At 29.6% G+C, this 25,882-nt stretch carries 24 protein-coding genes; 13 read left to right on the top strand and 11 right to left on the bottom strand.

Going from position 1 to position 25,882, the window contains the following annotated elements; genetic code table 11:
* Positions 1-15: 15 nt before the first annotated feature.
* Positions 16-2,958 carry an amidohydrolase family protein gene (locus F7018_RS08450; protein WP_150899609.1) on the bottom strand — a complete coding sequence of 981 codons (2,943 nt, stop codon included), beginning with the start codon at positions 2,956-2,958 and terminating at the stop codon, positions 16-18.
* 93 nt (positions 2,959-3,051) lie between these two features.
* Positions 3,052-4,110, bottom strand: coding sequence for a WD40/YVTN/BNR-like repeat-containing protein (locus F7018_RS08445; protein ID WP_150899608.1), 1,059 nt, complete (start codon positions 4,108-4,110; stop codon positions 3,052-3,054).
* A gap of 48 nt (positions 4,111-4,158) precedes the next feature.
* Here F7018_RS08445 and F7018_RS08440 point away from each other — a divergent pair, with 48 nt between their 5' ends.
* Positions 4,159-5,112, top strand: coding sequence for a patatin-like phospholipase family protein (locus F7018_RS08440; protein ID WP_150899607.1), 954 nt, complete (start codon positions 4,159-4,161; stop codon positions 5,110-5,112).
* A 4-nt stretch (positions 5,113-5,116) separates the two neighbouring features.
* Entirely contained in the window at positions 5,117-6,010 is an 894-nt protein-coding gene (locus F7018_RS08435) for a DUF72 domain-containing protein (protein WP_150899606.1), read from the top strand.
* Positions 6,011-6,050: 40 nt separating this feature from the next.
* On the opposite strand, the gene F7018_RS08430 is transcribed toward F7018_RS08435, so the two are convergent.
* Entirely contained in the window at positions 6,051-7,499 is a 1,449-nt protein-coding gene (locus F7018_RS08430; RefSeq protein ID WP_150899605.1) for a S41 family peptidase, read from the bottom strand.
* Between the two features lie 157 nt (positions 7,500-7,656).
* On the opposite strand from F7018_RS08430, the gene F7018_RS08425 reads away from it, so the two are divergent.
* The 5 genes from F7018_RS08425 (at position 7,657) to F7018_RS08405 (ending at position 12,073) form a co-directional block, all read left to right on the top strand.
* The gene (locus tag F7018_RS08425; protein WP_150899604.1) at positions 7,657-8,166 is read left to right on the top strand and encodes an RNA polymerase sigma factor; all 510 of its coding nucleotides are present in this window, start codon (positions 7,657-7,659) and stop codon (positions 8,164-8,166) included.
* Complete coding sequence (locus F7018_RS08420; RefSeq protein WP_150899603.1) at positions 8,153-8,626, top strand: hypothetical protein; 474 nt, start codon at positions 8,153-8,155, stop codon at positions 8,624-8,626. The genes F7018_RS08425 and F7018_RS08420 overlap by 14 nt, the downstream gene beginning before the upstream one ends.
* Before the next feature lie 42 nt (positions 8,627-8,668).
* Complete coding sequence (locus tag F7018_RS08415; RefSeq protein ID WP_150899602.1) at positions 8,669-9,175, top strand: DUF4252 domain-containing protein; 507 nt, start codon at positions 8,669-8,671, stop codon at positions 9,173-9,175.
* Positions 9,176-9,248: 73 nt separating this feature from the next.
* Complete coding sequence (locus F7018_RS08410; RefSeq protein ID WP_150899601.1) at positions 9,249-9,836, top strand: DUF4252 domain-containing protein; 588 nt, start codon at positions 9,249-9,251, stop codon at positions 9,834-9,836.
* A gap of 524 nt (positions 9,837-10,360) precedes the next feature.
* Positions 10,361-12,073 carry a thiol-activated cytolysin family protein gene (locus tag F7018_RS08405; protein ID WP_150899600.1) on the top strand — a complete coding sequence of 571 codons (1,713 nt, stop codon included), beginning with the start codon at positions 10,361-10,363 and terminating at the stop codon, positions 12,071-12,073.
* Between the two features lie 74 nt (positions 12,074-12,147).
* On the opposite strand, the gene folD is transcribed toward F7018_RS08405, so the two are convergent.
* The 3 genes from folD to F7018_RS08390 form a co-directional block, all read right to left on the bottom strand.
* Positions 12,148-13,026, bottom strand: a complete 879-nt coding sequence (gene folD / locus F7018_RS08400) for a bifunctional methylenetetrahydrofolate dehydrogenase/methenyltetrahydrofolate cyclohydrolase FolD (protein ID WP_150899599.1) — start codon at positions 13,024-13,026, stop codon at positions 12,148-12,150.
* A 69-nt stretch (positions 13,027-13,095) separates the two neighbouring features.
* Complete coding sequence (gene ffh, locus F7018_RS08395) at positions 13,096-14,424, bottom strand: signal recognition particle protein (RefSeq protein ID WP_150899598.1); 1,329 nt, start codon at positions 14,422-14,424, stop codon at positions 13,096-13,098.
* A gap of 110 nt (positions 14,425-14,534) precedes the next feature.
* Positions 14,535-15,059, bottom strand: a complete 525-nt coding sequence (locus F7018_RS08390) for a DinB family protein (RefSeq protein ID WP_150899597.1) — start codon at positions 15,057-15,059, stop codon at positions 14,535-14,537.
* Positions 15,060-15,204: 145 nt separating this feature from the next.
* Here F7018_RS08390 and F7018_RS08385 point away from each other — a divergent pair, with 145 nt between their 5' ends.
* Genes F7018_RS08385 through F7018_RS08370 form a run of 4 tightly spaced genes read left to right on the top strand, consistent with a single transcriptional unit; the run spans position 15,205 to position 19,428 of the window.
* A complete protein-coding gene (locus F7018_RS08385; protein ID WP_150899596.1) occupies positions 15,205-16,560 on the top strand; it encodes a hypothetical protein in 1,356 nt (451 codons plus the stop codon).
* 54 nt (positions 16,561-16,614) lie between these two features.
* The gene (locus F7018_RS08380) at positions 16,615-17,649 is read left to right on the top strand and encodes a sensor histidine kinase (RefSeq protein WP_150899595.1); all 1,035 of its coding nucleotides are present in this window, start codon (positions 16,615-16,617) and stop codon (positions 17,647-17,649) included.
* Positions 17,646-18,668 carry a histidine kinase gene (locus F7018_RS08375; protein ID WP_150899594.1) on the top strand — a complete coding sequence of 341 codons (1,023 nt, stop codon included), beginning with the start codon at positions 17,646-17,648 and terminating at the stop codon, positions 18,666-18,668. The genes F7018_RS08380 and F7018_RS08375 overlap by 4 nt, the downstream gene beginning before the upstream one ends.
* Positions 18,669-18,672: 4 nt before the next feature.
* Positions 18,673-19,428 carry a LytR/AlgR family response regulator transcription factor gene (locus tag F7018_RS08370; protein ID WP_150899593.1) on the top strand — a complete coding sequence of 252 codons (756 nt, stop codon included), beginning with the start codon at positions 18,673-18,675 and terminating at the stop codon, positions 19,426-19,428.
* Here F7018_RS08370 and F7018_RS08365 read toward each other — a convergent pair.
* From F7018_RS08365 to F7018_RS08350, 4 genes are read right to left on the bottom strand one after another with little or no spacing between them, the layout of a single operon-like run.
* Positions 19,425-19,958, bottom strand: a complete 534-nt coding sequence (locus F7018_RS08365) for a GNAT family N-acetyltransferase (protein WP_150899592.1) — start codon at positions 19,956-19,958, stop codon at positions 19,425-19,427. The genes F7018_RS08370 and F7018_RS08365 overlap by 4 nt on opposite strands.
* A gap of 21 nt (positions 19,959-19,979) precedes the next feature.
* Positions 19,980-20,534, bottom strand: coding sequence for a DUF1572 family protein (locus F7018_RS08360; protein ID WP_150899591.1), 555 nt, complete (start codon positions 20,532-20,534; stop codon positions 19,980-19,982).
* Positions 20,535-20,583: 49 nt separating this feature from the next.
* Positions 20,584-21,060: a peptide-methionine (R)-S-oxide reductase MsrB gene (gene msrB, locus F7018_RS08355; RefSeq protein WP_150899590.1), complete on the bottom strand. Its 477-nt coding sequence runs from the start codon at positions 21,058-21,060 to the stop codon at positions 20,584-20,586.
* A complete protein-coding gene (locus F7018_RS08350) occupies positions 21,057-21,932 on the bottom strand; it encodes an alpha/beta hydrolase (protein WP_150899589.1) in 876 nt (291 codons plus the stop codon). The genes msrB and F7018_RS08350 overlap by 4 nt, the downstream gene beginning before the upstream one ends.
* A 125-nt stretch (positions 21,933-22,057) precedes the next feature.
* Here F7018_RS08350 and F7018_RS08345 point away from each other — a divergent pair, with 125 nt between their 5' ends.
* Both F7018_RS08345 and F7018_RS08340 read left to right on the top strand, forming a co-directional pair.
* Entirely contained in the window at positions 22,058-22,867 is an 810-nt protein-coding gene (locus tag F7018_RS08345; RefSeq protein WP_150899588.1) for a M48 family metallopeptidase, read from the top strand.
* Positions 22,868-22,946: 79 nt separating this feature from the next.
* Positions 22,947-24,242 (top strand): MFS transporter, encoded by a 1,296-nt coding sequence (locus F7018_RS08340; protein WP_150899587.1) that lies wholly within the window; start codon positions 22,947-22,949, stop codon positions 24,240-24,242.
* Between the two features lie 2 nt (positions 24,243-24,244).
* Here the strand turns inward: F7018_RS08340 and F7018_RS08335 are convergent, their stop codons facing one another.
* Positions 24,245-25,870, bottom strand: a complete 1,626-nt coding sequence (locus F7018_RS08335; RefSeq protein WP_150899586.1) for an RluA family pseudouridine synthase — start codon at positions 25,868-25,870, stop codon at positions 24,245-24,247.
* Between the last annotated feature and the right edge of the window lie 12 nt (positions 25,871-25,882).

Genomic DNA, 25,882 nt, shown 5'->3' with positions numbered 1-25,882 from the left:
GTTTTTTTTAAGTTCTTATTCAGTATCACAGTGGAATAATTTTTTAGTTTTCTTAGAAGGTGCTTGAGTTTTAGCTCCTTTTAATTTTTCTTGTAACATCATATTAATCAATTTAGAACGCTCTTCTTTAATTGATTTTCTTTTTCGTAAATCGGCATCAATATCAAAGTAGATAGTACCATCAATAATTGTTTTTTCTGCTTTTGAATATACAGAAAGTGGGTTTCCACTCCATAAAACAACATCGGCATCTTTACCTTCTTTAATACTTCCAGTTTGTTGATCTAAGTGTAATAATTTAGCAGGGTTTATAGTTACTGTAGCCCAAGCTTCTTGTTCAGATAAACCACCATATTTTACCAATTTAGCAGCTTCTTGATTTAATCTTCTAGACATTTCCGCGTCATCAGAATTTATAGCAACCGTTACACCTTGTCTATGCATGATTGCTGCATTATATGGAATTGCATCATTTACCTCGTACTTATAAGCCCACCAGTCGGCAAATGTAGATCCACCAACACCGTGTTTTTTCATTTTATCAGCTACTTTATATCCTTCTAAAATATGTGTGAATGTATTAATGTTGAAATCAAACATTTCAGCAACTTTCATTAACATATTAATTTCTGATTGCACATATGAGTGACATGAAATAAAACGCTCTTTATTTATAATTTCTGCCAAAGCTTCTAACTCTAAATCTTTACGGTATGGTTGACCACTTTTCTTTTTAGCATCGTATTCTTTAGCTCTTTGGAAATAATCAATATAAACTTGTTCAACTCCCATACGTGTTTGTGGAAAACGTACAGTTTGTAAATCTCCCCAGTTTGATTGCTTTACATTTTCACCTAAAGCAAACTTGATAAATTTTGGAGAGTTCTTGTAAATTAATTTATCTGCGTTTTCACCCCATTTTAATTTAAGTATTGCAGAACGCCCACCAATTGGGTTTGCCGAACCGTGTAATACTTGTATTGAAGTTACACCACCAGTCAAGTTTCTATAAATATTAATATCATCAGGATTTACAACATCTTCTATAGTAACTTCAGCTGTTGAATTATGTCCTGCTTCATTTACTGCTGATGTAGCAATATGTGAATGCTCATCAACAATTCCGGCTGTTAAGTATTTTCCAGTTCCGTCAATAACTTTAGCTCCTCTAGAAGAAAGATTTTTACCTATTTGACTAATTTTTCCATTTTTAATTAAAACATCAGTATTGTTTAAAATAGTTCCATTTTCTGAGGTCCAAACTGTTGTGTTTTTAATTAAAATATTTTCTTGTTTTGGCTTACTAGTATTACCATATCCAACATTTGGATAAGTAACAGCTACTATTTCAGGAATTTTATTTTTGTCTCCTTTTTTAGCTTTTTTATCTTTCTTTTTAGAGTTAAAAACTGCTGACCATTGCGATGTGTTTCCATTATTATCTATAGCAGTTCCTTTTAAGTTTTTATCTTCTACAAAACTTGATAAGCGTGTGAAATTATCTCCTTCTCTCAAAGTAATAGTAACCCAGTTATCTTTGAAAGAAAATTTAGAATTCACTTTTTTATCACCTTGCTTTATAGCTGCTTTTTGTTTAGCTCCTTTTCCACTAATAGTCATATTATATGTTTTACCATTAGTAGTTAAAGTGTATTCTCCAGAAAGGTCTTTAATGTTCATAGGGTTCACAACATTTTTGTCTCCTTGAACCCAGTTTTCGTATAAGGTAGTATTCTTATCAAAAATATCTCCTGAAGTAATTAAGAAGTTAGCATAACTTCCATTGTTTAAGTTTCCAATCTTAGTATTTTTAAGAATATTTGCAGGAATTGTAGTTAAAGCTTCTAAAGCTTTCGTTTTGTTTAATCCATATTTTATAGCTTTTCTTAAGTTAGCTGTAAAATCAGTTGCTTTTTTTAATTGATACGTTGTTAAAGCAAAAGGAACTTTATTTTTAGCTAATACTGATGGATTAGAAGGCTCTTGATTCCATTTACGCATATCGCTAAGTGCTACTTGATCAGCTAAAAAAGGATCGCTAACATCGTAAGCTTTTCTAAAATTAATAGGGATTATAAAAGTAGCATTGGTATTTTTTATATCATTAATGCGCTCAAATTCATCACCACCACCAACTATGGTATATTGAATTCCAAATTCGTCACCAACTTTATCAGCTCTTAAATCATCTAGATAGTTTCCCCCTCTAAAAATTTGAGCCAAATCTTTTTTATCATTTAATGCTTGTAAAGCTAAATCGGTATTCTTCATTTTACCTTTAGCATACCAATTAGCATCTAAATATGTTTGTCTTAACAAAGCCATTGCTCCCATACGAGAAGTTGGATATGTTTGACGCGATTTCTTACTTTTACTAAACGATAAATAGTTTCCTGATTCTTTGTCTAAAATTCTATAGGCATTAGTACTATTTGGATTAAGTGCTACTAATACTCCATTACCCTGCATAATACCGTCTTCTAAGTGTGTATTAACAACACCAAAACCTAAGTTTAATAACTCTTTAGCTTTTTTAGTATCAAATTTAAATTGATTTAAAGGATTTACATCAGGTCTAATATGATCGTTCCAATAATATCCTTTTCTACCAGCTTCATATTGTGGACGCTTACCTGACCATCCTTCTCTTTTAGGGGTTTGTATACCAAAAGTAGTATAGGCATCGATAAAAGAAGGATAAATAGTTTTTCCTTTTAAGTCAATTACTTGCGCATTTTTAGGAATTGAAACAGACTTACCACTACTTACAACTTTACCATCTTTGATAAGTAGTGTTCCTTTTTTGATAATAGTATTTGGATTTACATAAATTTTAGCATTGGTAAAAGCAAATACATTGTTTTTGGATGTTTTGACTCCTTTGTTATTAGGAAAATATTCTTGTGCATATACTGTAGACAAACACATGAATAATAGGAGTAATAGTGTTTTTTTCATTGAACATTAAGTTGATTAATGGTTAAAGGTATCTTTTTCTAAAAAGAAAGCATCCTGTTTTAACAAATAATTAAGAATTTAAAAATTTAAGAGTTATTTTGATGGTAATTTAAGTTTTCCAATTTTTTCATGTCCTGAAAGCCAAGCTGTATTCTCATCAACAAATTGAATGGCGTAGTATTTATCTTTACTAACTTCTTTCCATGAGATTCCACCATCATTAGAAAAAGAAACTCCTGTTTTACCTACTGCAAAAATTTCTTTCCCATTGGTGTTTGGTACATACTGTACACAACTTTTATAACTAGGGTTTTGATTGTTTGCAACAACAGTCCATGTTTTACCACCATCTTTGGTAATAGCTTTGTTAGCACAATTATCATCTTCTTTAGAATAATTACCTCCAATAGCAATACCGTTGTTTTCATCATAAAAATCAATAGAATAAATTCCTTGAGGACCATTTCCTTGTACAATTGGTGTATTGTAAATTTCCCAAGTGTTACCATAATCTACAGACTTTAAAATTCTAGCTTTACTACCACCAGAAGCTATCCATACGGTTTTATTTATAATAGCAATATTGGTATTACTTGCAGCAAAAAAGGCTTCTCCTTCTTCAAATTTAGGAAGTTTTTCACAAGGAAGTTTTGACCAAGTTGTACCTCCATCAATAGTTAATAGGATAGAAGGACAATCTTCTGTAGGGTCTCCAACAGCAATTCCATGTATGCCATCATCAAAAAATTTCATACAATCGTAAAATACTTTTTCATGTTCTTCTTTGTAAGTCAATGATGGACCATAGAAACCAATATTATATAAAAGTGCTGGATTTGCTACTGATAAAGCAAAAAATCCATTTATACTATTATAAGCAATACTTCTAAAATGTGGCAATATAGAGTCCTGATATTTAATGGTCATAATATCCCAAGTTTTGCCTCCATTGATGGTTACTCCAAAGTCTCCTTTAGATCCAGCATAGTATAAAGTATCTGTATTTAGAGCATATATAGCTCTAATACTAGAACTATCTCTTTTGAATTCTTGAATGTTAATATTAGTAATTTCTCTAGGTGAGTACTCTTTTTCTTTTTTGCAAGAAAAAGAAATAATTACGACTAAAATTAAAAGTGAAATTCGTTTCATTTTTTGATATTTTTACAGAAATAAAAATAGATAAATCAATTTAATTCTATGAAGAAAGCATTAGTAATTTCTGGAGGTGGAAGTAAAGGAGCATTCGCAGGTGGCGTTGCTCAATATTTAATGAAAGAAAAAGGAAAGGATTACGATATGTTTTTAGGAACTTCAACAGGAAGTTTAATGGTTTCACACCTAGCTTTAGGGATGGTTGATGAATTAAAAGATGTTTATACTTCAGTAGACCAAAAATCTATTTTTAGTAACAGTCCTTTTAAAATTAGAAAAGTAAATGGCGCCAAAGTAATTTCTATTAGACACAGAAATACTTTTTGGAACTTTTTAAATGGACGAAAGACTTTTGGAGAAAGTAAGAATCTAAGAAAGCTGATCAAAAAAAGTGTTACTAAAAAGATGTACCACCAAATACGAAAAGCTAATAAAGATGTTGTAGTAACGGTTTCTAATTTAACAGCCAATCAAATTGAATATAAATCTATTTTAGATTGCAGTTATGATGATTTCTGCGATTGGGTTTGGGGTTCGTGTAATTATGTTCCTTTTATGAGTTTGTTAGAAAAAGACCATTGTCAATATGCAGATGGAGGTTTTGGTAGTTTAGTTCCTATTAGAGAAGCTATTTTAAGAGGAGCAAAAGAAGTAGATGCTATTATTTTAGCAACTGAAGTTACCCAAATAAATAGATTACCAGCTAGAAATCCATTTTCTTTAATGATGGATACTTTCGATTTTATGCTAGAAAATGTTGAAAAACATAATATTACCATAGGGAAGTTATCTGCTAAACAGCACGATGTAAAATTGAATCTATACTATACACCAACCGTTTTAACAACCAATTCTTTAGTCTTTGAAAAAGAGAAGATGAAAAAATGGTGGAAATCTGGTTATAAATATGCTAAAAGATTGAATGAGGAAAAAATGAGTGAGTTTAGACCTGAAATGATAGATAATCAAGAAATTGAAGAAGGATTAGAAAACTCTTAGTGTTATGAAATTTGGAAAGGTAGATCACCCAGAATTAATAGATTTTTCATTACCTGTTACACATGCAAAAACAGTTGATTTGTTAAGTTCTCAGGAGAAGGCAAATAAATTGAATGTTTATGTAGGTTGTGCTAAATGGAACAAGGCCGATTTAAAAGGTTTTTATCCTAGAGGAACTAAAGATGAATTAGCATATTACTCTAAGCAATTCAATTCGATAGAGTTGAACGCTACTTTTTATCGTCAATTTTCAGCAGAACAATTTGAAAAATGGAGATTGAAAACACCTGAAAACTTTAAGTTTTTCCCTAAGTTAGGGCAGGAGATAAGTCATTGGAAGCGTTTACAAGGAGTACAAGATGCAGTTAATTTGTATTTAGATAATTCGGCACATTTAAAAGAAAAGTTAGGGACTATTTTTTTACAGATGCATTCTAATTTTGGACCTAAAAATTTTGAAGCGTTAAAGAACTTTGTAGTAAGCTGGCCAAAAGGAATTCCACTAGCAGTAGAATTAAGACACAAAGATTGGTATGAAGATTCATCTATTTTTGATGAGTTTACAGAGTTGTTAGAAGAAAATCAGATAGCCAATGTATTAGTTGACACAGCAGGAAGAAGAGATATGGCTCATATGCGTTTAACTAATAACGAAGCGTTTGTACGATATGTAGGAGCTAATCATGTATCAGATTACACTCGTTTAGACGATTGGGTTGTAAGATTAAAAGAATGGGTTGATTTAGGTTTGGAGAATATTCACTTTTTTATACATCAGAATTTAGAAGTAGAATCTCCATTATTAGCAGCACATTTTATTAAGAAATTGAATAAAGAATTAAGTATTAATTTAAAAATACCAAACGAAGATAATGGTCAACAAATGAGTTTGTTGTAAATAAAAAGACCAGCTTTAAAGCTGGTCTTTTTATTTGTTTTTATTTTAAATCAACATACATGTTGTTGTAATCAATATTACTCATAGATGAATTCCAAGGAGTATGAGTTCTTATTGTTAGTGCTGAAGGAAAACCTTTAGAACCTGTAGTAATATATTGAATAGTTCTTTGTAATAAAGGTTCTGTAGGATCACCAATAATTCCTAAGTTTCCAGGGTTTTCTTCCAAAGTTACCTCAGGAATAAAACCTTCTGGTTTGTTTTCTCCATTTTTGTTCTGAATTTCTAAAACAATAGGTTGCATAGCCCATGTATGATTCGTTCTAAAATTAGGACCATTTTTTCTAAAGTTTTCAGAATCATATAAAGTAATAGAACCTACGTGTTTACCATAAGTTTGAACTCCAACTAATTTTACATCAATATATGGAGATAAAGCATTTATTATAAGTTCAGAAGCAGAAGCAGTATTATCCGATACTATAAAATAAACTGTACCTAAGTTTAAACTATTAATAGCTTCATCTAAAACTACATTACCGCTAGCGTCTTTATTTAAAATTTGATCGGTAAAATTGTTGATTAACTGATTAGGATTAGTTACAGCCATTACTTTACTATTCCAAACTTGTTTAGAAAAAAGTTCATCTTTAAATTGTCCAGTAACCATACTACCTAAATAAACAGCAGTTTGTACAGAACCACCACCATTATATCTTAAATCAATAATTAAATCGTCAATAGCATCATTTTTAAACTTTAAAAATTCAGCGTTTAAGTCACCATCAAAAGAATTAGAAAATTGATTATACATAATGTAACCAATCTTTCTACTACCGCTAGTAATAACCTTAGCTTCTTTTATTGGATTCTCAATTAATTGCGATTTGGTTAATGAAATAGTTGTTCCATTAGCAACAGGATTTCCAGCGTTATAGTCAGCTAAATGGATAGTAAATGAATCATTGTTAAATAATGAATTAACATTTGCTTCAGTAATAGTTGTACCATTTACTTGAGTAATTAGCATTCCTCTTGTAACTCCATTAGTTTCTGCATTAGAACCTTTAGCAACATCATAAACATAAACATAATAACCGCCAGAACCATCTGAAAAACTTTTCCCCTTAACTTTCATACCAGTTGTTAAACGATTACTTTGAAAAGCTTGTTCCAAAGCAACATAGTCATCAACAATCCAAGAATAAGTTCTATTAGGATCTTTTGGATATTCATTAGGCATATATAATAAGCTGCTAAAAAAAGCAGCAGGATCATTTTTAGTAGATAAATAACTGTATAATTCTTGATCGTTAGAAAAACGTCTATCAGATAAATCAGGAACTTGATCTTGCCATAAATAATAAGCATTCAAACCTTTCCAAACAAAGTTAGGGATTTGAATATTTGCTGGAGTATCATCTTTATCGCTACAAGAGGTTATTGATACTATTAAAAAGGCAATTAAAAATACTTTAAGTAATTTCATATGGAATATATTAGCTATAATACAACGCAATTTAATCAATAATATTATTTTTTTTGAAATTGATGTAACAAACTTGTAACTACGTCGTCGTAGTTATGTAAACCTTAAAATAATAAATGAATTTATAGAGTTTTACATTAAACTAATTAACTAAACAATGAACCAATCAGACTTTTTAAAAGTTGTACTACCATTTAAAGACAAAGTCTTTCGATTAGCAAAAAGACTTTTGGTTTCCAGAGAGGAAGCTGAAGATGCTACGCAAGAACTGTATTTTAAATTGTGGAGAAACAAAGAGAAATTGTCTAATTACAAAAATGTCGAAGCATTTGCTATGACGATGACGAAAAATTATTGCTACGATCGATTAAAATCAAAGCAAGCTAGTAATTTAACACTAGTTCATAGTAATTATAAAGAAAAAGATACGTCTTTAGACAAGAGAGTAGAACATAATGATAGTGTAAACCAAGTACATAAACTAATTGAAAAATTACCTGAACAACAGAAAATAATTATTCAGTTAAGAGATATAGAACAATACGATTTTGATGAGATTTGCAAAATGGTGGACATGAAACCAACCGCTGTTAGAGTAGCCTTATCAAGAGCAAGAAAAACAATAAGACAAGAACTAATAAAAAAACATAACTATGGAGTTAGCTAACATAGAAAAATTAGTAGATAAATACTTAGAGGCAGAAACAACTCTTCAAGAAGAACAAGTATTACAAGATTACTTTACTTCTGGAAATGTGGCTCCACATTTAGAAGAGTATAGTATGCTTTTCGGGTATTTTAAACAAAGCAAAGATGAAACCTTTACAAAAACCATTCAGTTAAAACCTGAGAAAACTAAGAAGAACTGGAAATGGTTATCAGTAGCAGCGTCAGTAGTCTTATTGTTTAGCGTTTTTGTAGGAAAACAAAGGTATGATGAGCATCAACAAAGAAAGCAATTTGCACAAATTAAAGAAGCACTGCAAATGGTTTCAGTCAATTTAAACAAAGGAAACGAAGCATTGTATGCAGTTTCAAACAACTTAAACAAAGGAAATGAAGCCATCGAACAATTGAATACCTACGGAGAAACTGTAAACAAAGTTATAAACAAAGTAAATTATTAAGTAAACCACAAGTAAACCAAGTACTTTTAAATTAAGAAAATCATGAAAAAAATAATATTATTATTCGCGTTTGTTATCACAGCAAATTTTAGTTTTGGACAATCATTGTTTGATAAATTAGAAGATATTGATGAAGTGTCATCAGTTGTTATAACAAAAGATGCTTTTGAATTAATTAAAAAATTCCCAGATGCTAAATCTGAAGACATGGAAATTTTTAATACTGCAAAAGGATTAAACGAATTAAAAGTGTTTTCAACGGAAGATTCTAACATTGCTTCAAGAATGGAAAGCATGGTGAATTCAGCAATTAAAGGATCTAATTTAACACAATTAATGAGAGTTAAAGACAAAGGGTCTAGAGTGAAAATTTACGTGAAAGCTACTAAAAACAAAGATATTGTTAGTGAAGTGTTAATGTTTGTAAAAAACTCTAACAAAGGAAATAAAAATGGTAAATTAAGCTCAACTATTATTTCTTTAACTGGTGATATTGATGTAAATAAATTATCAAAAATAGCTAGTAAATATTCTGATAAAAAGAAATAATTAAAACCAAATAACAAAAAATGGAAGTTGAGATTTTCTCAACTTCTATTTGCTAATCAATAAAAATACTCTGATGAAAAAACTATTTATATATTCATTATTATTAGTGGCATTTGCTACTATTTCCTGTAAAAAAGAACAATCATTACAAGGTTATTTAGTAGAAAGCCAAGACAAAAAAGGATTTATTTCTCTTGATTTACCTGCTAGTCTTTTACAGTTAAGTACAGATAACGCATCAGAGGAAGATAAAAAAGCTTATGAAAGTATTCGTAAAATAAATGTTACAGGATTACCTTTTAAAGATACCGATGAGGCTACTTATGAAGCTGAAAAGAATAAACTAAAAGAGATTTTTAAGAATTCTGATTATAAAAGGTTAATAAATTTCAAAAAAGATGGAGCAACAGCAGTGATTTATTACACAGGTGAAGCAGATGCTATTGATGAAATTATTGCTTTTGGGTATAGCAAAGAAATGGGAGTAGGAATTGCTCGTCTTTTAGGAGATAATATGAATCCTGCAAAAATTATGGATATGATGAAAAAGTCTAAATTAGATGAAAAGAATTTAGATTTTGGAAAGTTCAAATCTATCTTAGGGGAAAATGTTATAAAATCGGAAGAAAGAAAAGAGATTAAAGTAAAAGTAACAGAATAATTATAATTCTAAACTTAAATTAAAAACAGCTAAAATGTATGCATACATTTTAGCTGTTTTTTTGTTTGTATAGAATTTTTTTAATTAAAATATCAAAAAATTAAAAATATTTTATTTAAAATTAATTCATGGAAACCCTTGTTTTAATAGGGTATTTGTAATTTTTTTAGAAAAAAAATAAATAATTTTCATTAAAGTGTTGTTTTTTAGATATAAAGCTGTAGTTTTGGCAGCCAATAATTAAACTTTAGTTAAGTATACTAGTCATCTATAAATTATAGTTGGTTATTGAAAAAATAAGCGATAGCATAGCCCCCCGGATGCAATTGAATTACATAATGAAGCTATATAACTTCATTATTGTGTAAAGTCTACTTATGAAAATATTTCATTTCTTAGAAATATAACATAAAGAGATTAATTACTTCGGTAGGAATACCTTTTTGAACAAACGGTTTGGCTGATTTGTTTCCCTTATTTTTTATTAAATCAAAATTATAATTAACAAAAAAATATTTTTCAACGTGAAAAAATATATTAGATATACAATACTTTCATTGTGTTTAGCAATGGTTGTATCATGTAAAAATGATGAGGTTTTAGTAGAAAAAAACTTAGAATTATCAAAAGGACAATTTTTAAATGAAAATATCCCTGATGGAATTAGCAATTTAGAAGTCAAAGAAATTAAGAATAATCTAGCCTCAAGATCAGAAGTAGAAGCTAATTGTGTAGAAAAAGAAGTAAGTTTTGATAAAACTGATTCTAATTTCTTCTTAATTAACCCTAATGGTAGTTTATTATGGCCAGGTAATATAGTTGCTTTAAGATCAATTCAAGACGGAGCACCAACATCTGTTCCTTTTTATGGAGCGGATAGAAACTCAATAGAAATAGGTTTAGACGTCATTTCTGGAACAGCTGCATCAACGTCTACAGTAGTGGGAAGCCCTTCTCCTGGTACTGTTAGAAATGAGTTAAATAGAATTCTGGGGAATTACTATGACTCTGGTGCTAGCTTTCCAGCGGCGTTTGAAGTTTCTATAGAAAGAGTTCATAATGCAAGTGATTTACAATTTGCTTTAAAAGCTGGATATTCTGGTTATGGAGTTGATGTTGCTGGAGAATTAGGTATCAATTTTAACGAGCAAAAAACTCGCTATGTTGTAACATTAAAGCAACGTTTTTTTACAGCAACTGTGACTCCTAAATCTCAGTTAATAGGGAAAAGAGGTTGGTATAATTCTAATGTTACTCCAAACGATTTAGCTCCTTATGTAACCGATTTTAAAAGTGAAGTTTCGAATGTTGATATGAATCCTGCTGGTTATGTAGAATCTGTTACTTATGGTAGATTATTTACTTTAATCTATGAATCATCTGAAAGTGCTAGAAATGTATCTGCTGCATTAAATTTTGCCTATAAAGGAGCAATAGGTTCTGTAACAGCAGATGTGTCAACAAAATATAGCCAAACATTACAGAATACTACAGTAAAAGTTAAACAAATAGGAGGTGATGCTCAGCCAGGAATTACAGCTGGATTAAGAGCAATGGCTGGTGATTTAAATGCGATAAATGCATTCTTAGAAAAAGGAGCAAATGTATCTAGAACTAATCCAGGGTATCCAATTTCATACAAGGTTAATTATGTGTCTAATAATTCTCCATTTAAGGTAGTTAGTAATGTAAAATATACACAAAGAAATTGTGAGTTAGTAACTAGAAGAAGAGTACGTTTTAATCCTACAGCAGTTTTATTAGATTATTATTCATACGATCATAATACCTCAGGTTTAGAAATTCAAGGGTGGTTTAAAGTACAAAAATACGATAGAGATTTAAATCAATGGTATGATGTTGTTAGTCCTTTTTGGTGGGGTTACGGAGTAGAGCATACTCAAAGAGATTATTATAAGTATAGCAATAGTTATAGTATTTTAGGAGGAAGTCGTTTTGTAGACTTTGACATAGATGAAATTAATGGAGAGCGTTTTAGAGTTGTATCAACAGCTAGAGAATGTGATGCAACTTGTACAGTTTTACCTAATGGAGGAGTTGCTCCAGTATTTTACGAATATAGCGCAGCGTCTAAAACTTGGACTGGACATGGTGGTAGGCCAGGTGCAAGTAATACTATTTTAGATGCATTAGATTGGAATCGCCAACATGTATTTGTAAATAAAGTTGATGGTAGTACTTTAAATATTTTCTATAATATTTACTTTTTAGATTAAACTTTAAATAAATAAAAAATGGAGGTGTTACTTTTAATAACATCTCCATTATATTTTATATAGTAGTTTAAAAACTAAGCTTGTTTATTTTTTACTGATAGTAAGGTGTTTTTTAATAACATAGCAATAGTCATTGGTCCAACTCCACCAGGAACAGGAGTTATAAAATCTGATTTTTTAGAAACTTCATCAAAAGCAACATCACCTACTAAACGAAAACCTCTTTTTTTAGAAGGATCGGCAACACGAGTGATTCCAACATCAATTACAGTTACATTATCTTTAACCATATCTGCCTTTAAAAACTCAGGAATACCAATAGCTGCTATAATAATATCTGCTTGTAAAGTTATTTCTTTTAAGTTTTGAGTTCTACTATGAGTTAAAGTAACTGTAGCATTACCTACTTTTCTTTTTTGAGATAGTAATATACTCATTGGACTTCCAACGATATGACTACGTCCAATTACAACTACATTTTTACCACTAGTTTCTACATTATAACGATCTAATAATTCTAAAATACCAAAAGGTGTAGCAGAGATAAAAGTAGGTAAGTTTAAAGCCATTTTTCCAACATTAGTTGGATGAAAACCGTCTACATCCTTATTAGGATCTATCGCCATTATTATTTTTTGTTCATCAATGTGATCGGGTAGAGGGAGTTGAACTATAAAACCGTCGATATCATTGTCAACATTTAAAATATTTATTTCGTTTAATAATTCTTCTTCAGTAGTTTCTTCAGGTAATCTAATTAAAGTCGATTCAAAACCAACACGCTCGCAAGCTTTTACTTTAGCATTTACATAGGTTAAACTCGCTCCGTCATTACCTACTATCACAGCAGCTAAATGAGGTGTTTTTTTATCTTGGTTTTTTAATTCTAATACTTCTAGAGCAATTTCTTCTTTAATGTTGGCGGATGTTTTTTTACCGTCTAGTAAAATCATTTTTAGTGTGTTGTGGGTTTGTTGTTAAGTTGTATATAAAAAAAAGAGAAGCCGTAACTTCTCTTTATATTATCTCATACCTTTCATCATTTGCATCATTTTTCTTCCGCCACCACCTTGCATCATTTTCATCATTTTGCTCATTTGGTTGAATTGTTTCATCAGTTGATTTACTTCTTGTACAGAGGTTCCTGAACCTTTTGCAATCCTTTTCTTACGGCTTGCATTTATAGTAGAAGGAGTACTTCTTTCAAGTGGTGTCATGGATTGAATAATAGCTTCAATCCCTTTAAAAGCATTGTCGTCTATATCAACATCTTTTAAAGCTTTTCCAGCACCAGGAATCATTCCTACTAAATCTTTCATGCTACCCATCTTTTTGATTTGCTGTATTTGACTTAAAAAGTCATCAAAACCAAATTGATTTTTAGCAATTTTCTTTTGTAATTTTCTAGCTTCTTCTTCATCGTATTGTTCTTGAGCACGTTCTACTAACGAAACAACGTCTCCCATTCCTAAAATACGATCAGCCATACGATCAGGGTGGAATACATCAATTGCATCCATTTTTTCACCTGTACCGATAAACTTTATTGGTTTGTTTACTACCGTTTTAATAGATAATGCAGCTCCACCTCGTGTATCACCATCTAATTTTGTAAGAACTACACCATCAAAATTTAAAACATCGTTAAATGCTTTTGCTGTATTTACAGCATCTTGACCTGTCATAGAATCTACAACAAATAATGTTTCTTGTGGAGTTACAGCTTTATGAATGTTAGAAATTTCATTCATCATTTCTTCATCAACAGCTAAACGACCAGCGGTATCTATAATAACTACATTTTTACCGTTTGCTTTTGCATGCTTAATAGCGTTTAATGAAATCTCTACAGGATTTTGGTTCCCCTCTTCAGCATAAACATCAACACCAATTTGTTCTCCAACAACTTGTAATTGATTAATAGCGGCTGGACGATAAACATCACATCCTACTAATAAAACTTGTTTAGATTTCTTTGTTTTTAAGAAGTTAGCTAATTTACCAGAGAAGGTTGTTTTACCCGAACCTTGTAAACCAGACATTAGAATAACCGTAAGAGAACCTTTTAAGTTGATACCAACAGTATCTCCACCCATTAATTCAGTTAATTCGTCTTTAACTAACTTTACCATTAACTGACCAGGATTTAATGTAGTTAATACATCTTGTCCTATGGCTTTTTTCTGTACTCTTTTAGTAAACTCTTTGGCTATCTTAAAGTTAACATCGGCATCTAATAAAGCTCTACGAACTTCTTTTAGTGTCTCAGCAACATTAACTTCGGTAATTTTTCCGTGTCCTTTCAGCGTATGTAACGCTTTATCTAACTTTTCGCTTAAATTATTAAACATGTGTCTACTTCATTTTTAGAGGCACAAATATAATAATTTAGTTGTTAGGACTGTAGGTTTTTATAAGCAGTTTATCTGAATATTTTTAATTTTAAATAGAAAAATTAAAATTAATGTTTCTCTTTTAAAATATTCAGGTGATGATCAGTATGATAGGCTGTCCACATAATTATTTCACGAACAGGCATTTTTCCCATTAGGGGGTGTGGTAAAATTAAATCATCTAAATCTTTGTCTTTCCAATGCTGTGTTTTATACTGTAATTTTTTGTTTTGAACTTGAAGAGTAGTAAGTAGTTGTTGAAACTTTTTTTTGCTTGGTGTTTTTACTGAACTATTAAATTCTCTAGCTTTATCAAGATTTTTAGAAAGTTTTTCTTGATAGCGTTTTGAGATTTCATCGTATGAACGAAGTGCACGATTTGAAACGCCAAATTTATATTTGAGAATAAATTTAGGAACACTCAGAGCTGTGTTTAATTTTTTTAAAGAATCCACTAAATGAACCGTATGTTGTCCTAAAGTCCATTTACCTTCAGGTCCTTTTTCAAAACTATCTTCTGGCTGATTTTCTACCCATTTAAAAAATTCCTGATGCTTTTCTTCTAGTAAATTAACTATACCTTCTTTATTCATAAATAATATTATTTAGAGGTTTAAAAATATGAAATTTAAAAAGAAATACAATTGAATACATAAATTCTGCAGTTCACTACATTGAGTTTTTTTTTATTCCAATGAGGAAATACTTTTGAGGTGTCCAAATGAAAAAATAAACATTATGAAATCAATATTTAATTTAAAAAGAGCTATAAGTGTAGCTGCTTTTTTATTTGTACTTAGTACTACTTTTATTTTTGCACAAAAAAAATCTTCAGATAACTACACACATGTTACTTCAACAGAAACAGGAGTACATAGAATTAATGTGAAGAATGATAAAAATAATTTTAGTGTTGAATATGAGGGAGATATTACTTTATCTGATGACGATAAAGATATCATAGCTATTTCAAGAGGAGGTTTTATCATTATAAAAAAATCGAGTTTTGGTAAAAAACGAAAAGTTGTTATTGAAGCTGAAAGTGGAAAGTTGAATAAAAGGTATTATGTTGGGTGGAATGAAAAAGCATATAACCCTGAAGGAAAAGCATGGTTAGCTGAAATTTTACCAGAAATAGTAAGGACTACAGTAATAGCAGCTGAGTCTAGAGTAAATAGGTTTTATAATAAAGGAGGGGTTGATGCTGTGTTGGCTGAAATTAGAGAGCTACAAAGTGATTTTGTACAGTCTAAATACTTCGGATTCTTACTAGAAAAAGATTTAAATAATGATGCTTTAGTTAAAGTATTACAGTCGGCAGGAAAGAACATAAAGTCTGATTATTATTTATCGCAAACATTGCAAAAAAATCAAAAAGCATTTTTAAGTAATTCACAAACGTTATCGGCTTATATCAGAGCTTCAGAAAACATAAAATCTGATTATTACTTATCGCAAGTATTAAGAAAAGCTATAAAAACTGATGGAATTTCAGATAATCAATTAACAGATTTATTACAAATTTCAAGTAGTATTGGTTCGGACTATTATTTATCGCAAGTTTTATCAGATATTCTAAAAAATAGAGAGTTGAATAAGTCGAATATGGATAAAATTATGAAACTTTCAAAAAGTATTGGTTCTGATTATTATAAAGCGCAAGTTTTAAAGAAAGCTTTAAAAAAGAAGAATTTATCTTCTGAAAACTATGATACTTTTATTTCTTCTATGGATGATGTAGGATCAGATCATTATGCATCAAACATTATAAAAGAATTACTAAAAAAAGATTTAGATAATAAATCATTAGATAAATTATTAGAATTAATATCTAAAAATGTGAGTTCTGATTATTACGCTTCTGGAATTTATAAAAAATTAGCAAAGAAGAGATTAACAGAAAGTCAATTGATAAAAACATTTGAATCTATGAAGAAGAGCATTAGTTCAAATAATTATCTATCGAGTTCTTTGGTTGCTTTCGGTTCTCAAGTAAAGAATAGTAGTCAAAGAGTAAAAGATGCTTACATGAATGTAGCTAAATCAATAAGTTCTGATACCTATTTTGGAAGAGCTATGAAGGCTATTTATTAAAAACTTCACTGAGGTAAGTAAATATTCAGAACGAAATTTACTTACCTTAGTTTCATGCAAAAAATCAATCAGCTAATCAATCAACCTAAAGTGAAAAAACATTTTTTCATAACTTTATTAGGAGTTTTAATTGGAGCTTTACTAGGGTATTATTTACTAGTTAGTGAGCAGCAAGATTTTACACTATCTCAATTTTTTCTGACAGCACTTAGTGGTGTAGTTATAGGGTATTGTTGTTATCTAATAACAAAACTTTTAGATAAAAGTATTCCTTGGAAAAAGCAAGTTGGAACTCGATTGTTATTAGGAATTATAACGCATTTTGTATTGTCTTTTTCGTTGTTTTTTATTCTTTTTAGTATTTATAACCTTTCTGACATCGAAGGTATATTAAGTAAATATCAACCAGTATTTATAAAATTTGGAATACTCTTATTTATACTAACTATTATATATCAAATAATATATTTTGCTCTTTATTCTTATTATTCTTATGCTTCTTTACAGGTAGAAGAAGTAAAGCAGGAGAGAAAGCAAGTAGAATTACAATTAAATGCTTTAAAATCTCAATTGAGTCCTCATTTTTTATTCAATGGTTTGAATACAATTTCATCATTAATTTATAAAGATGAAACTAGAGCTAAGCTTTTTATCCGTAAGCTGGCAAAAATGTACGATTATACCTTAAAAAGTTATCATTCAAAATTGATAACGATACGAGAAGAATTGGAGTTTGTACATTCTTATATTTATTTAGTTGAAACTCGTTTTGAAAATAAATTTAGTTGTGAAATTTCAATAAATGATAATTTATTAGAAACTAAAATACCACCTTTAGCTTTACAAATGTTGATAGAGAATGCGGTAAAACATAACACTATGAGTAATGAAGAACCATTGTCTATTCATATTACTTCAGATCAAAAACATATTACTATTCAAAATAATATAACTTCAATGCCATATAAAGTAAACTCTTTTAAAATTGGATTGAAAAATATTAGTTCTAGATACTTATTGTTACATGGTGAAGGAATTATCATAACCAATGGAAATAATTTTGTTGTTAAAATACCTATCATACGATGAAAAAATTATTTATCCATAAGCCTTTATTTAGGTTATTAAGTCCGGTATTTAGTGGGGCCGTTATTTATTTACTGATACTGCTAGTAAATAACAATGTGTCACAATTACAAGAGCAATTTTTAGGAGAAGAACTGTATGTATGCATAGGATTATCATACATTGTTCAAGAGTTTTCTAGAATATTACTTATCCTTTTTAAAAAAGTACCTAAGTTAGAAAGTATCTTATTGAATATAGGATTGCAAATAATTGTTTCACTGTTTTTATGTATTATAATAGTTAGTGTGTCTATTACAGTGTACTATAAACAAGTATTAGGTTTTTCACCAAATTCTGAAGAGTTATGGCTTTTTAATAGTGTTTTCAGTGTAGTAACACTTATTTATATTTTATTATTTATAAGCAATCAGTATTTACATAAAACAAATACAGAAAAACTATTTAAAGAGCAGGAAATAAAACAAATTATAGAGGCCGATTTTATAGATTTTAAACAAGGTATAAACCCTAAGTTGTTATTTGAAAGCTTAGAGGTATTGTTAATTCTTATACAGCAAGAAAAAAATAAAGCAGATGATTTCATAGATTATTTAGCAACTATTTATAGATACATACTATCAAGTAACAAAAAACAATTAGTAACTATTGAAGAGGAAATAGAAATAGTAAACGAATTAATTAATTTGTTTAATTATTTACCCTATAGAAATATAGTTTTAATAAATGAAATAGTGTCTAACTTTCTAACAGTACCTAAAAGTTTGTTGTTTGTTATAGAACAAATTGTAAGAACAACAATAACTTCTTCTTTAATATTAGAGATTTCTCTTAAAGAAGAGGAAAACTATTGGGTTATTGAATATAGTCCGAATGATAAGATTACAACACAGTTTAAACCTGAAAATTTAAAAGAAATAGAAAGAGTTTTTAGTATTTATAGTACTTATGAGATTCAAATAGAAGAAACAAGTGCAATGAGAAAAATTTTACTACCAAAATTAACTATAGAAAAAGCTTAAAGAGATGAAGATAGTAATTGTAGAAGACGAGCATTTAGCAGCAGAAAAGTTAGAGCGATATATACAAAAGTATAATTCAAATGTATCTGTTTTAATAAAACTAAGTAGTATAGTAGACGCAGTAACTTGGTTTGAAAAAGGAATTGATTATGATGTTGCTTTTATGGATATTCAGTTAACAGATGGTTTGAGTTTTGAAATATTTAATCAAGTAAAAATAACGAAGCCAGTAATATTTACTACCGCTTTTGATGAATATGCAATAGATGCATTTAAAGTAAATAGTATTGATTATTTACTAAAGCCAATAACATTTACCGATGTATCTAAGGCAATGGTGAAACTAAAAACAATGGAAAGTTTGTTTGTAAATGAAGAAGCTATCAATAAAGTAAAAAGTAGTGTAACAAAATTAAAAACAAAAGATCGATTTTTAGTTCGTTTAGGTAATCATATTCATTCTATAAAAACTACAGATATATTGCTTTTCTATGCTGAAGGAAGAACAGTTTATTTAGTAACTAAAGAAAATAAAAAGTATATTTTAGATTATAAGCTTGAAGACTTAATTAAAGTTTTAGAGCCCTCAGAGTTTTTTAGAGTAAATAGAACTTTTATTGTAAGTCTTAATGGAGTAGAAGATGTTATAGTATACTCAAATAGTCGTTTAAAAATAACTCCTAAAGTAAATGTAGAGAAAGAAATTATTGTAAGTAGAGAAAAAGTATCTGCTTTTAAAAGCTGGTTTGAAGGTAATTAATCACTAATTTTATACAAAACACAAGCTTCTATTTTAGGAAAGTTGCCTAAAAGAGGATGCTTAAATTCTTTTACTTTTTTCATATTGATTTTTTCCATCACTATAATTGAAGGAGTATTAACAATAGGAGCAACAGAAACAATTTCTTTAAGTTTTAATTGAGAAAAACCATATTCAAGGCATCTTTTAGCTCCTTCAGTAGCATAACCTTTGCCCCAAAAATTAGGATGTAATCTCCAGCCAATATCAATAGAAGGATTAAAATCGACAGCATAGGTTTGTTCAGAAAGACCAATAAAACCAATAAATTCTTTAGTTTCTATAATTTCTACAGCAAAATAACAAAGTTCCTTTTCATTAAATTGTTTTTGCATTCGATGAATAAAGTCTAGCGTTTGCTCTTTTTTTAAAATAGTAGGAAAATAACGCATAACTTCTGGATTAGAATTAATCTCATGTAAAGCGTCAAGGTCAGAATCTGTCCAATTTCTAAAACCTAAACGATCTGAAGTAAAAAGATAATTTTGCATAGTGCAAATTTATAATTTTACTTATAAATCATCGGTAAAATGTGTACGTGATTTTTCTTTTGAAAATTTCTCTGCATTATAATCTTTAGAAGTATTTTTTGCTATAGATAATGATTTCCAATTTTTACCTAAAAGTAACCTTCCTAAGAACACTATTTGTCCTACATGATATGAATAATGACATAATTGTCGGTTTATAGCTTCAGTAATTGTGTGCCCTTGGTTTCTGATATAAACAATAGTGTCAGAATTCTCTTCAGTTATAGAATTTAAAGCCTTAAAAAGACATTGCCATCCATTTTCCCAATAAGCAATAACTTCTTCTTTAGTGGTAAAAGAGTTGATGAATTCATCATCTCTATTTCGCCATTCTTTTTCACCATCTTCAGTTAAAAAATTTGTCCATCTAGAAAGCATGTTTCCAGCTATATGTTTTACAATAATAGCTATAGAATTATCATCAGCATTTGGAAGCCAAAAAAATTGTTCTTCAGTAAGCTGAATAAAAGTTTTATCGCCTAAACTTTTATAGTATTCAAATTGTTTTTTAACGCTAGTTAAGTAAGATGTATCCATAAAAAAAGAGCTAGTTTAATTAGCTCTAATTTACGTTGTTTTTTTGAATTTATTTCTTTGGAATAAATTTTAAAGCAGCTCCATTAATACAATGACGCTTTCCTGTAGTATCTCGAGGTCCGTCGTTAAAAGAATGTCCTAAATGTCCACCACAAGTATTACACTTTAACTCAGTACGAGCATATCCTATTTTATAATCAACATCCAGTTCAACATTACCTTTTACTTCTCTATCAAAAGAAGGCCAACCAGAACCAGAATCAAATTTGTGTTCAGATTTATACAAAGGAGTATCACAACCTGCACATACATAAGTTCCTTTAGAATAAACTTTGTTTAATTTACTACTAAATGGGCGTTCTGTTCCAGCTTCTCTAAGTATATAGTATTGTTTTGGAGTCAGTGTTTTTTTCCACTCAGAAGCTGTTTTTTCAACTTTGTACTTTTTTTCACTTTTTTTAGTTTGAGCATTTCCTACACAGCTAATAAAAAGTCCTAAAAATAAGATAGCTAATAATTGTTTCATTCGTTTTGTATAATAAAATTAACGGCACGGTTTATTACATTTTTATCACGCAAAATTTTAGTATGCCCTAAACCTTGTGTAATGAGTAATTTTCCGCTTTTTAAATTTTGACGAATGTTTTGTGCGCAACTTACAGGAACATCTCCATCTTGAGAGTCATGAATAACTAAAGTTGGAATAGAAACGCTTCTTGCTACAGTACTTGAAGAATGTTTATCAATATTAGTTTGCCATTGTTTGTCAAATTTAGCTTTAATCTTTTTAGCAACTATAGGTTTCACTTTTAAGTTGTTGGTGAAATTTAGAATCACATCTGAAATTTTATCAGCAGAACCAATAGTAACTAGTTTTTTAATATTAAAATTGTCTCTATCAATACTATTGTATAAACACATTCCTCCAAAAGAATGTCCCACAGCAGCTTCAAAAGGCCCAAACTGTTGATCAATTTCACTAATAGTATCTAAAAAATCAGGCATCATAGTAGTTTTTCCTGTAGAGGCTCCATGTGCCGGTCCATCAAAAGAAATTACCATATATCCTTTTTCTAAAAGTTTATCGGCAATCATAAATAGTTGTGTACTTCTACCTGCCCAACCATGAACTAATAAAACTTTCTTTTTGGAATATCCATAAGATAAAACTTGAATGTTTTGATTTATTGAAGGTACATTTATCGTTTTCTTTTGAGCACTTTCCAACATTACTTTTTCTCTTTTTGGTATTGAAAAACCAATAGGAGTTATAAAAAGCTTTGAAGCAAGTTTAGCAGTTAAAGAAGTTGAAAAAAATTGTGTAAACTTAGCGATAGCAATAACTGGTTTAGGAATTGTTAAACTAGGAGGAAATATATTTGAATTCATAAAATTCATGAAATTGATTTTTTGGATAAAGATAGAATTTGTAATTTTAAATGATATAAAGCGTTCTAAAATTGTGACATTATTTTGAATGATGTGTCATAATTATATAACTCAAACAAATAAAAACATTAATAATGAAAAGAAGTATAGCCTTAGCTTTTTTAACAGTATTTTTAATACAGTGTAGCACGGTGCCAATTACAGGAAGGAAACGTATTAATTTTGTAAGTGATTCTCAGGTGCTTCCAGCAAGTTTTGCTCAGTATAAAGGATTTTTAGAAAAAAATAAACTGTCTAAAAATGTAGCTAAATCAAATCAGATAAAAAGAGTAGGGAAGAAAATTTCAGCAGCTGTTGATCGATTTATGAGAGCTAATGGAATGGTAGCAGAAGCAAATGCTTATAAATGGGAATTTAATTTAATAGAAGACAAAACAGTAAATGCTTGGTGTTTACCAGGAGGAAAAGTGGTTTTTTATACAGGAATTTTACCAATGTGTGCAAATGAAGATGGTGTAGCTGCTGTTATGGGACATGAGGTAGCTCATGCTTTTGCTAAGCATGGACAAGAGCGTATGTCTACTGGACAGTTACAACAATTAGGTGGTGCAGCAGTGGCTTTAGGGACTCAAAATAGTGAGAATGCTAAAATTTGGAATATGGCATATGGTATAGGTTCTCAAGTAGGAGTTATGTTACCTTTTAGTAGAAAGCATGAGACGGAAGCAGATAAGTTAGGATTAGTTTTTATGATTATGGCTGGATATAATGGAGAAGAAGCTGCTGAGGTATGGGTACGAATGAGTCAACGTGCTAAAGGTAAACAGCCTGCACAAATATTAAGTACACACCCTTCAAATGAAGAACGTATTAAAACATTAAGAGCATTTTTACCTGAAGCAAGGAGTTTAGCAGCAAAATACAATGTGCCTGCTAAAAAATAATAGCACTCAATAATTTATATTATATTGCAAACCGTTCATTTTTTTGAACGGTTTTTTTTGTATAAAGAATAGAATAAATATGTATAAAATAGGAGATAAGAAGCTAATTAATGCCTGGGCATTTTACGATTGGGCTAATTCAGTATATTCATTAGTAATTAGTACAGCCGTTTTTCCATTGTATTATAGTGCTGTAACCAAAGGTAAAACAGTTCGTTTTTTAGGAATGGATTGGGAGCATCCAGATAGTTTGTATAGTTATGCTTTATCTTTCTCTTTTTTAGTAGTTGCTTTTATTTCACCTATTTTATCGGGTATTGCTGATTATACAGGGAGTAAGAAAAAGTTTATGAAGTTCTTTTGTTGGTTAGGAGGTTTGTCTGTAGCATCATTATACTTTTTTGATGGAGTAGATACTGTATGGATTGGAATTTGGTTTACCATCTTAGCAAGTATTGGTTTTTGGGCAAGTTGGGTGTTTTACAATGCTTATTTACCAGAAATAGCACTACCAGAGCAACAGGATAGAGCAAGCGCAAAAGGTTTTATATATGGTTATATTGGATCTGTAATTTTATTAATTATCAATTTAGGAATGATTATGTTTCCTGATGCTCTAGGAATTACCACAGGAATGGCTTCGAGACTTTCTTTTGTAATGGTAGGGATTTGGTGGATTGGTTTTGCACAAATTACTTTTCGTAAGCTACCAGATGATATTTATAATAAGCAGCCTGACAATGATTATATATGGAAAGGATATAGAGAGTTACAAATTGTTTTTAAAGAGGTTTTAAATTATCCTACTTTAAAGAAGTTTTTAGTAGCTTTTTTCTTTTTAAGTATTGGAGTTCAAACCATAATTTTAATGGCAGCCATTTTTGGTTCTACTGAATTAGAGTTACCTTCAACAAACATGATAATTACCATATTATTGGTTCAAGTAGTAGCTATTGTAGGAGCTTTTTTCTTTTCAAGATTTTCTGATAGATATGGAAATTTTACAGCTTTAAAAGTTACTATAGGAATATGGATGCTAGTTTGTTTTTCAGCATTTATGCTAGACAAAAGTCAAGAGAATGTTGAATTATATTTTTATGGACTAGGAGGTTTATTAGGTTTGGTACAAGGAGCTATTCAATCGTTAACAAGATCTACTTATTCTAAATTATTACCAGAAACTGAAGATCATGCTACTTACTTTAGTTTTTATGATGTTACTGAAAAAATAGCAATCGTATTAGGAACCGCTGTTTATGGTGCTTTATATGCAATTACAAACTCAATGCAGTGGAGTGTATTATGTTTGGCTATTTTCTTTTTAATATCATTTATTATCTTAAGTACTCTTAAGAAAACAAAGTATGTAGAATAGTTTTAAAAAGGACAAGCTGAGGTAAAACTCACTTTTTCTTTGGTTATTGGGTGTATAAATTCAATATGTTCTGCGTGTAAATGTAATCGATTAGATTTTTCACCGTATAAATCATCACCAACAATAGAAGTATTTAAACCTAAATTATGAGCAGCATGCACGCGTAATTGGTGTGTACGTCCTGTAATTGGGTAGAAATGTACTTTTGTTTTTCCATTATAGACTTCAATTGTTTCCCATTTAGTCAAAGCAGGTTTCCCATGTTCATTACAAACCAACTGTTTGGGTCTATCATCTAAATCAACTCTTAAAGGTAGGTTTATGGATCCATTGTTTTTAGATAAAGTTCCATCAAGTAAAGCTACATAGCGTTTATGCACAGTTTTATTTATAAATTGAGCTTGTAAAGCTTTATATATTTTTTCATTCTTAGCAATTAATAAAATACCTGAAGTTGACATATCTAAACGATGTACGATTATTGGGCCAGTAATCTCTGGGTATTTATTTTTGATACGTTGATAAACGGAATCTTGTATTTCTTTACCAGCTACTGTAAGCAATTCTTCTGGTTTATTTATAACCATTAAAGCATCATCTTCATAAATAACTGTAATCTCCTTTTTATTGACTGATAATTGCTCTAATAAAGGATTTTCAGTTACTAACATACCTTTTAACATATGTGTTAAGATAGGTTTGCATTTTCCAGTACAAGCTGGGTAAAAGTTTTTATGCTTTCTTACAGAAGTAGCTAAAGGTTTTCCCCACCAAAATTCTGCCATACAAATAGGTGTTAAACCATGTTTAAAAGCATATTGAAGTAGTTTAGGGGCACAACAGTCACCAGCTCCAGCAGGAATGTTTTGCTTTGAGTTTTTAAAGATATCTAAAAGATTTTGAGTTTCTTTTTCTTGATTTAAAAACTGATAGTGTTTAAAAATTTCAGTTTGTACCCAAGCAGAAAGTTTTTTTCGTTGTTTTTTTAATTGATTAACTTTTTGTTGGTAGCTTAAAAATTCTTTTTCTAAAGGAAGAATCTTAGCTTTTAAATAAACTTCATATTCTCGTAAATAAAACTCTTCATTAATATTTAATTGATTGTTTTGTTTACCTAGTTGTTTTCTTAGTTTTCTTCTTGCTTTTATTTTAGAGTGTTCTTCGTTTAAAAGTTTTTCATTAGTTAACGAAAGTGTATTATAATCATTTTTAATTGTTGTGAACTGAATATTGTTTTCTAGTTCAAAAAGCTCTTGATTAATTTGATTGAGTTTCTTTTCGGTTTGTATATAAAAACCATTTTTATCTAGTATATCATAAACAGGCGGAACAAAATGTTGATGTACAGAAGTATTCTCAATTTTTCCTGAAAAAGCTGCCAAATAGCCTATTTCTTCGTTTGAGTTTTTTACTACTAAAACACCAAACATTTTACCTAAAGCATCTTTAGTTGTATTGTTTTCTATTCCAAAGTTATGCTCAAAATCTGTTTGTTTTTTTAAATACTCTTGTAATTCATTTGCTGCTGTTATAGCTAATTTGTGAGGTGAATAGTTATGAGGATAATCAAATTTTTGAGGTAATGAAATAGCATTTATACTAGATGTAAAATGAATAAACTTAGTCATATATTAAAAAGA

Origin of the sequence: Tenacibaculum aiptasiae (assembly GCF_008806755.1) — a bacterium.
Taxonomy (GTDB): domain Bacteria; phylum Bacteroidota; class Bacteroidia; order Flavobacteriales; family Flavobacteriaceae; genus Polaribacter; species Polaribacter aiptasiae.
The sequence above is the reverse complement of the archived record's forward strand: the minus strand, read 5'-3'. Positions and strand labels throughout refer to the sequence as shown.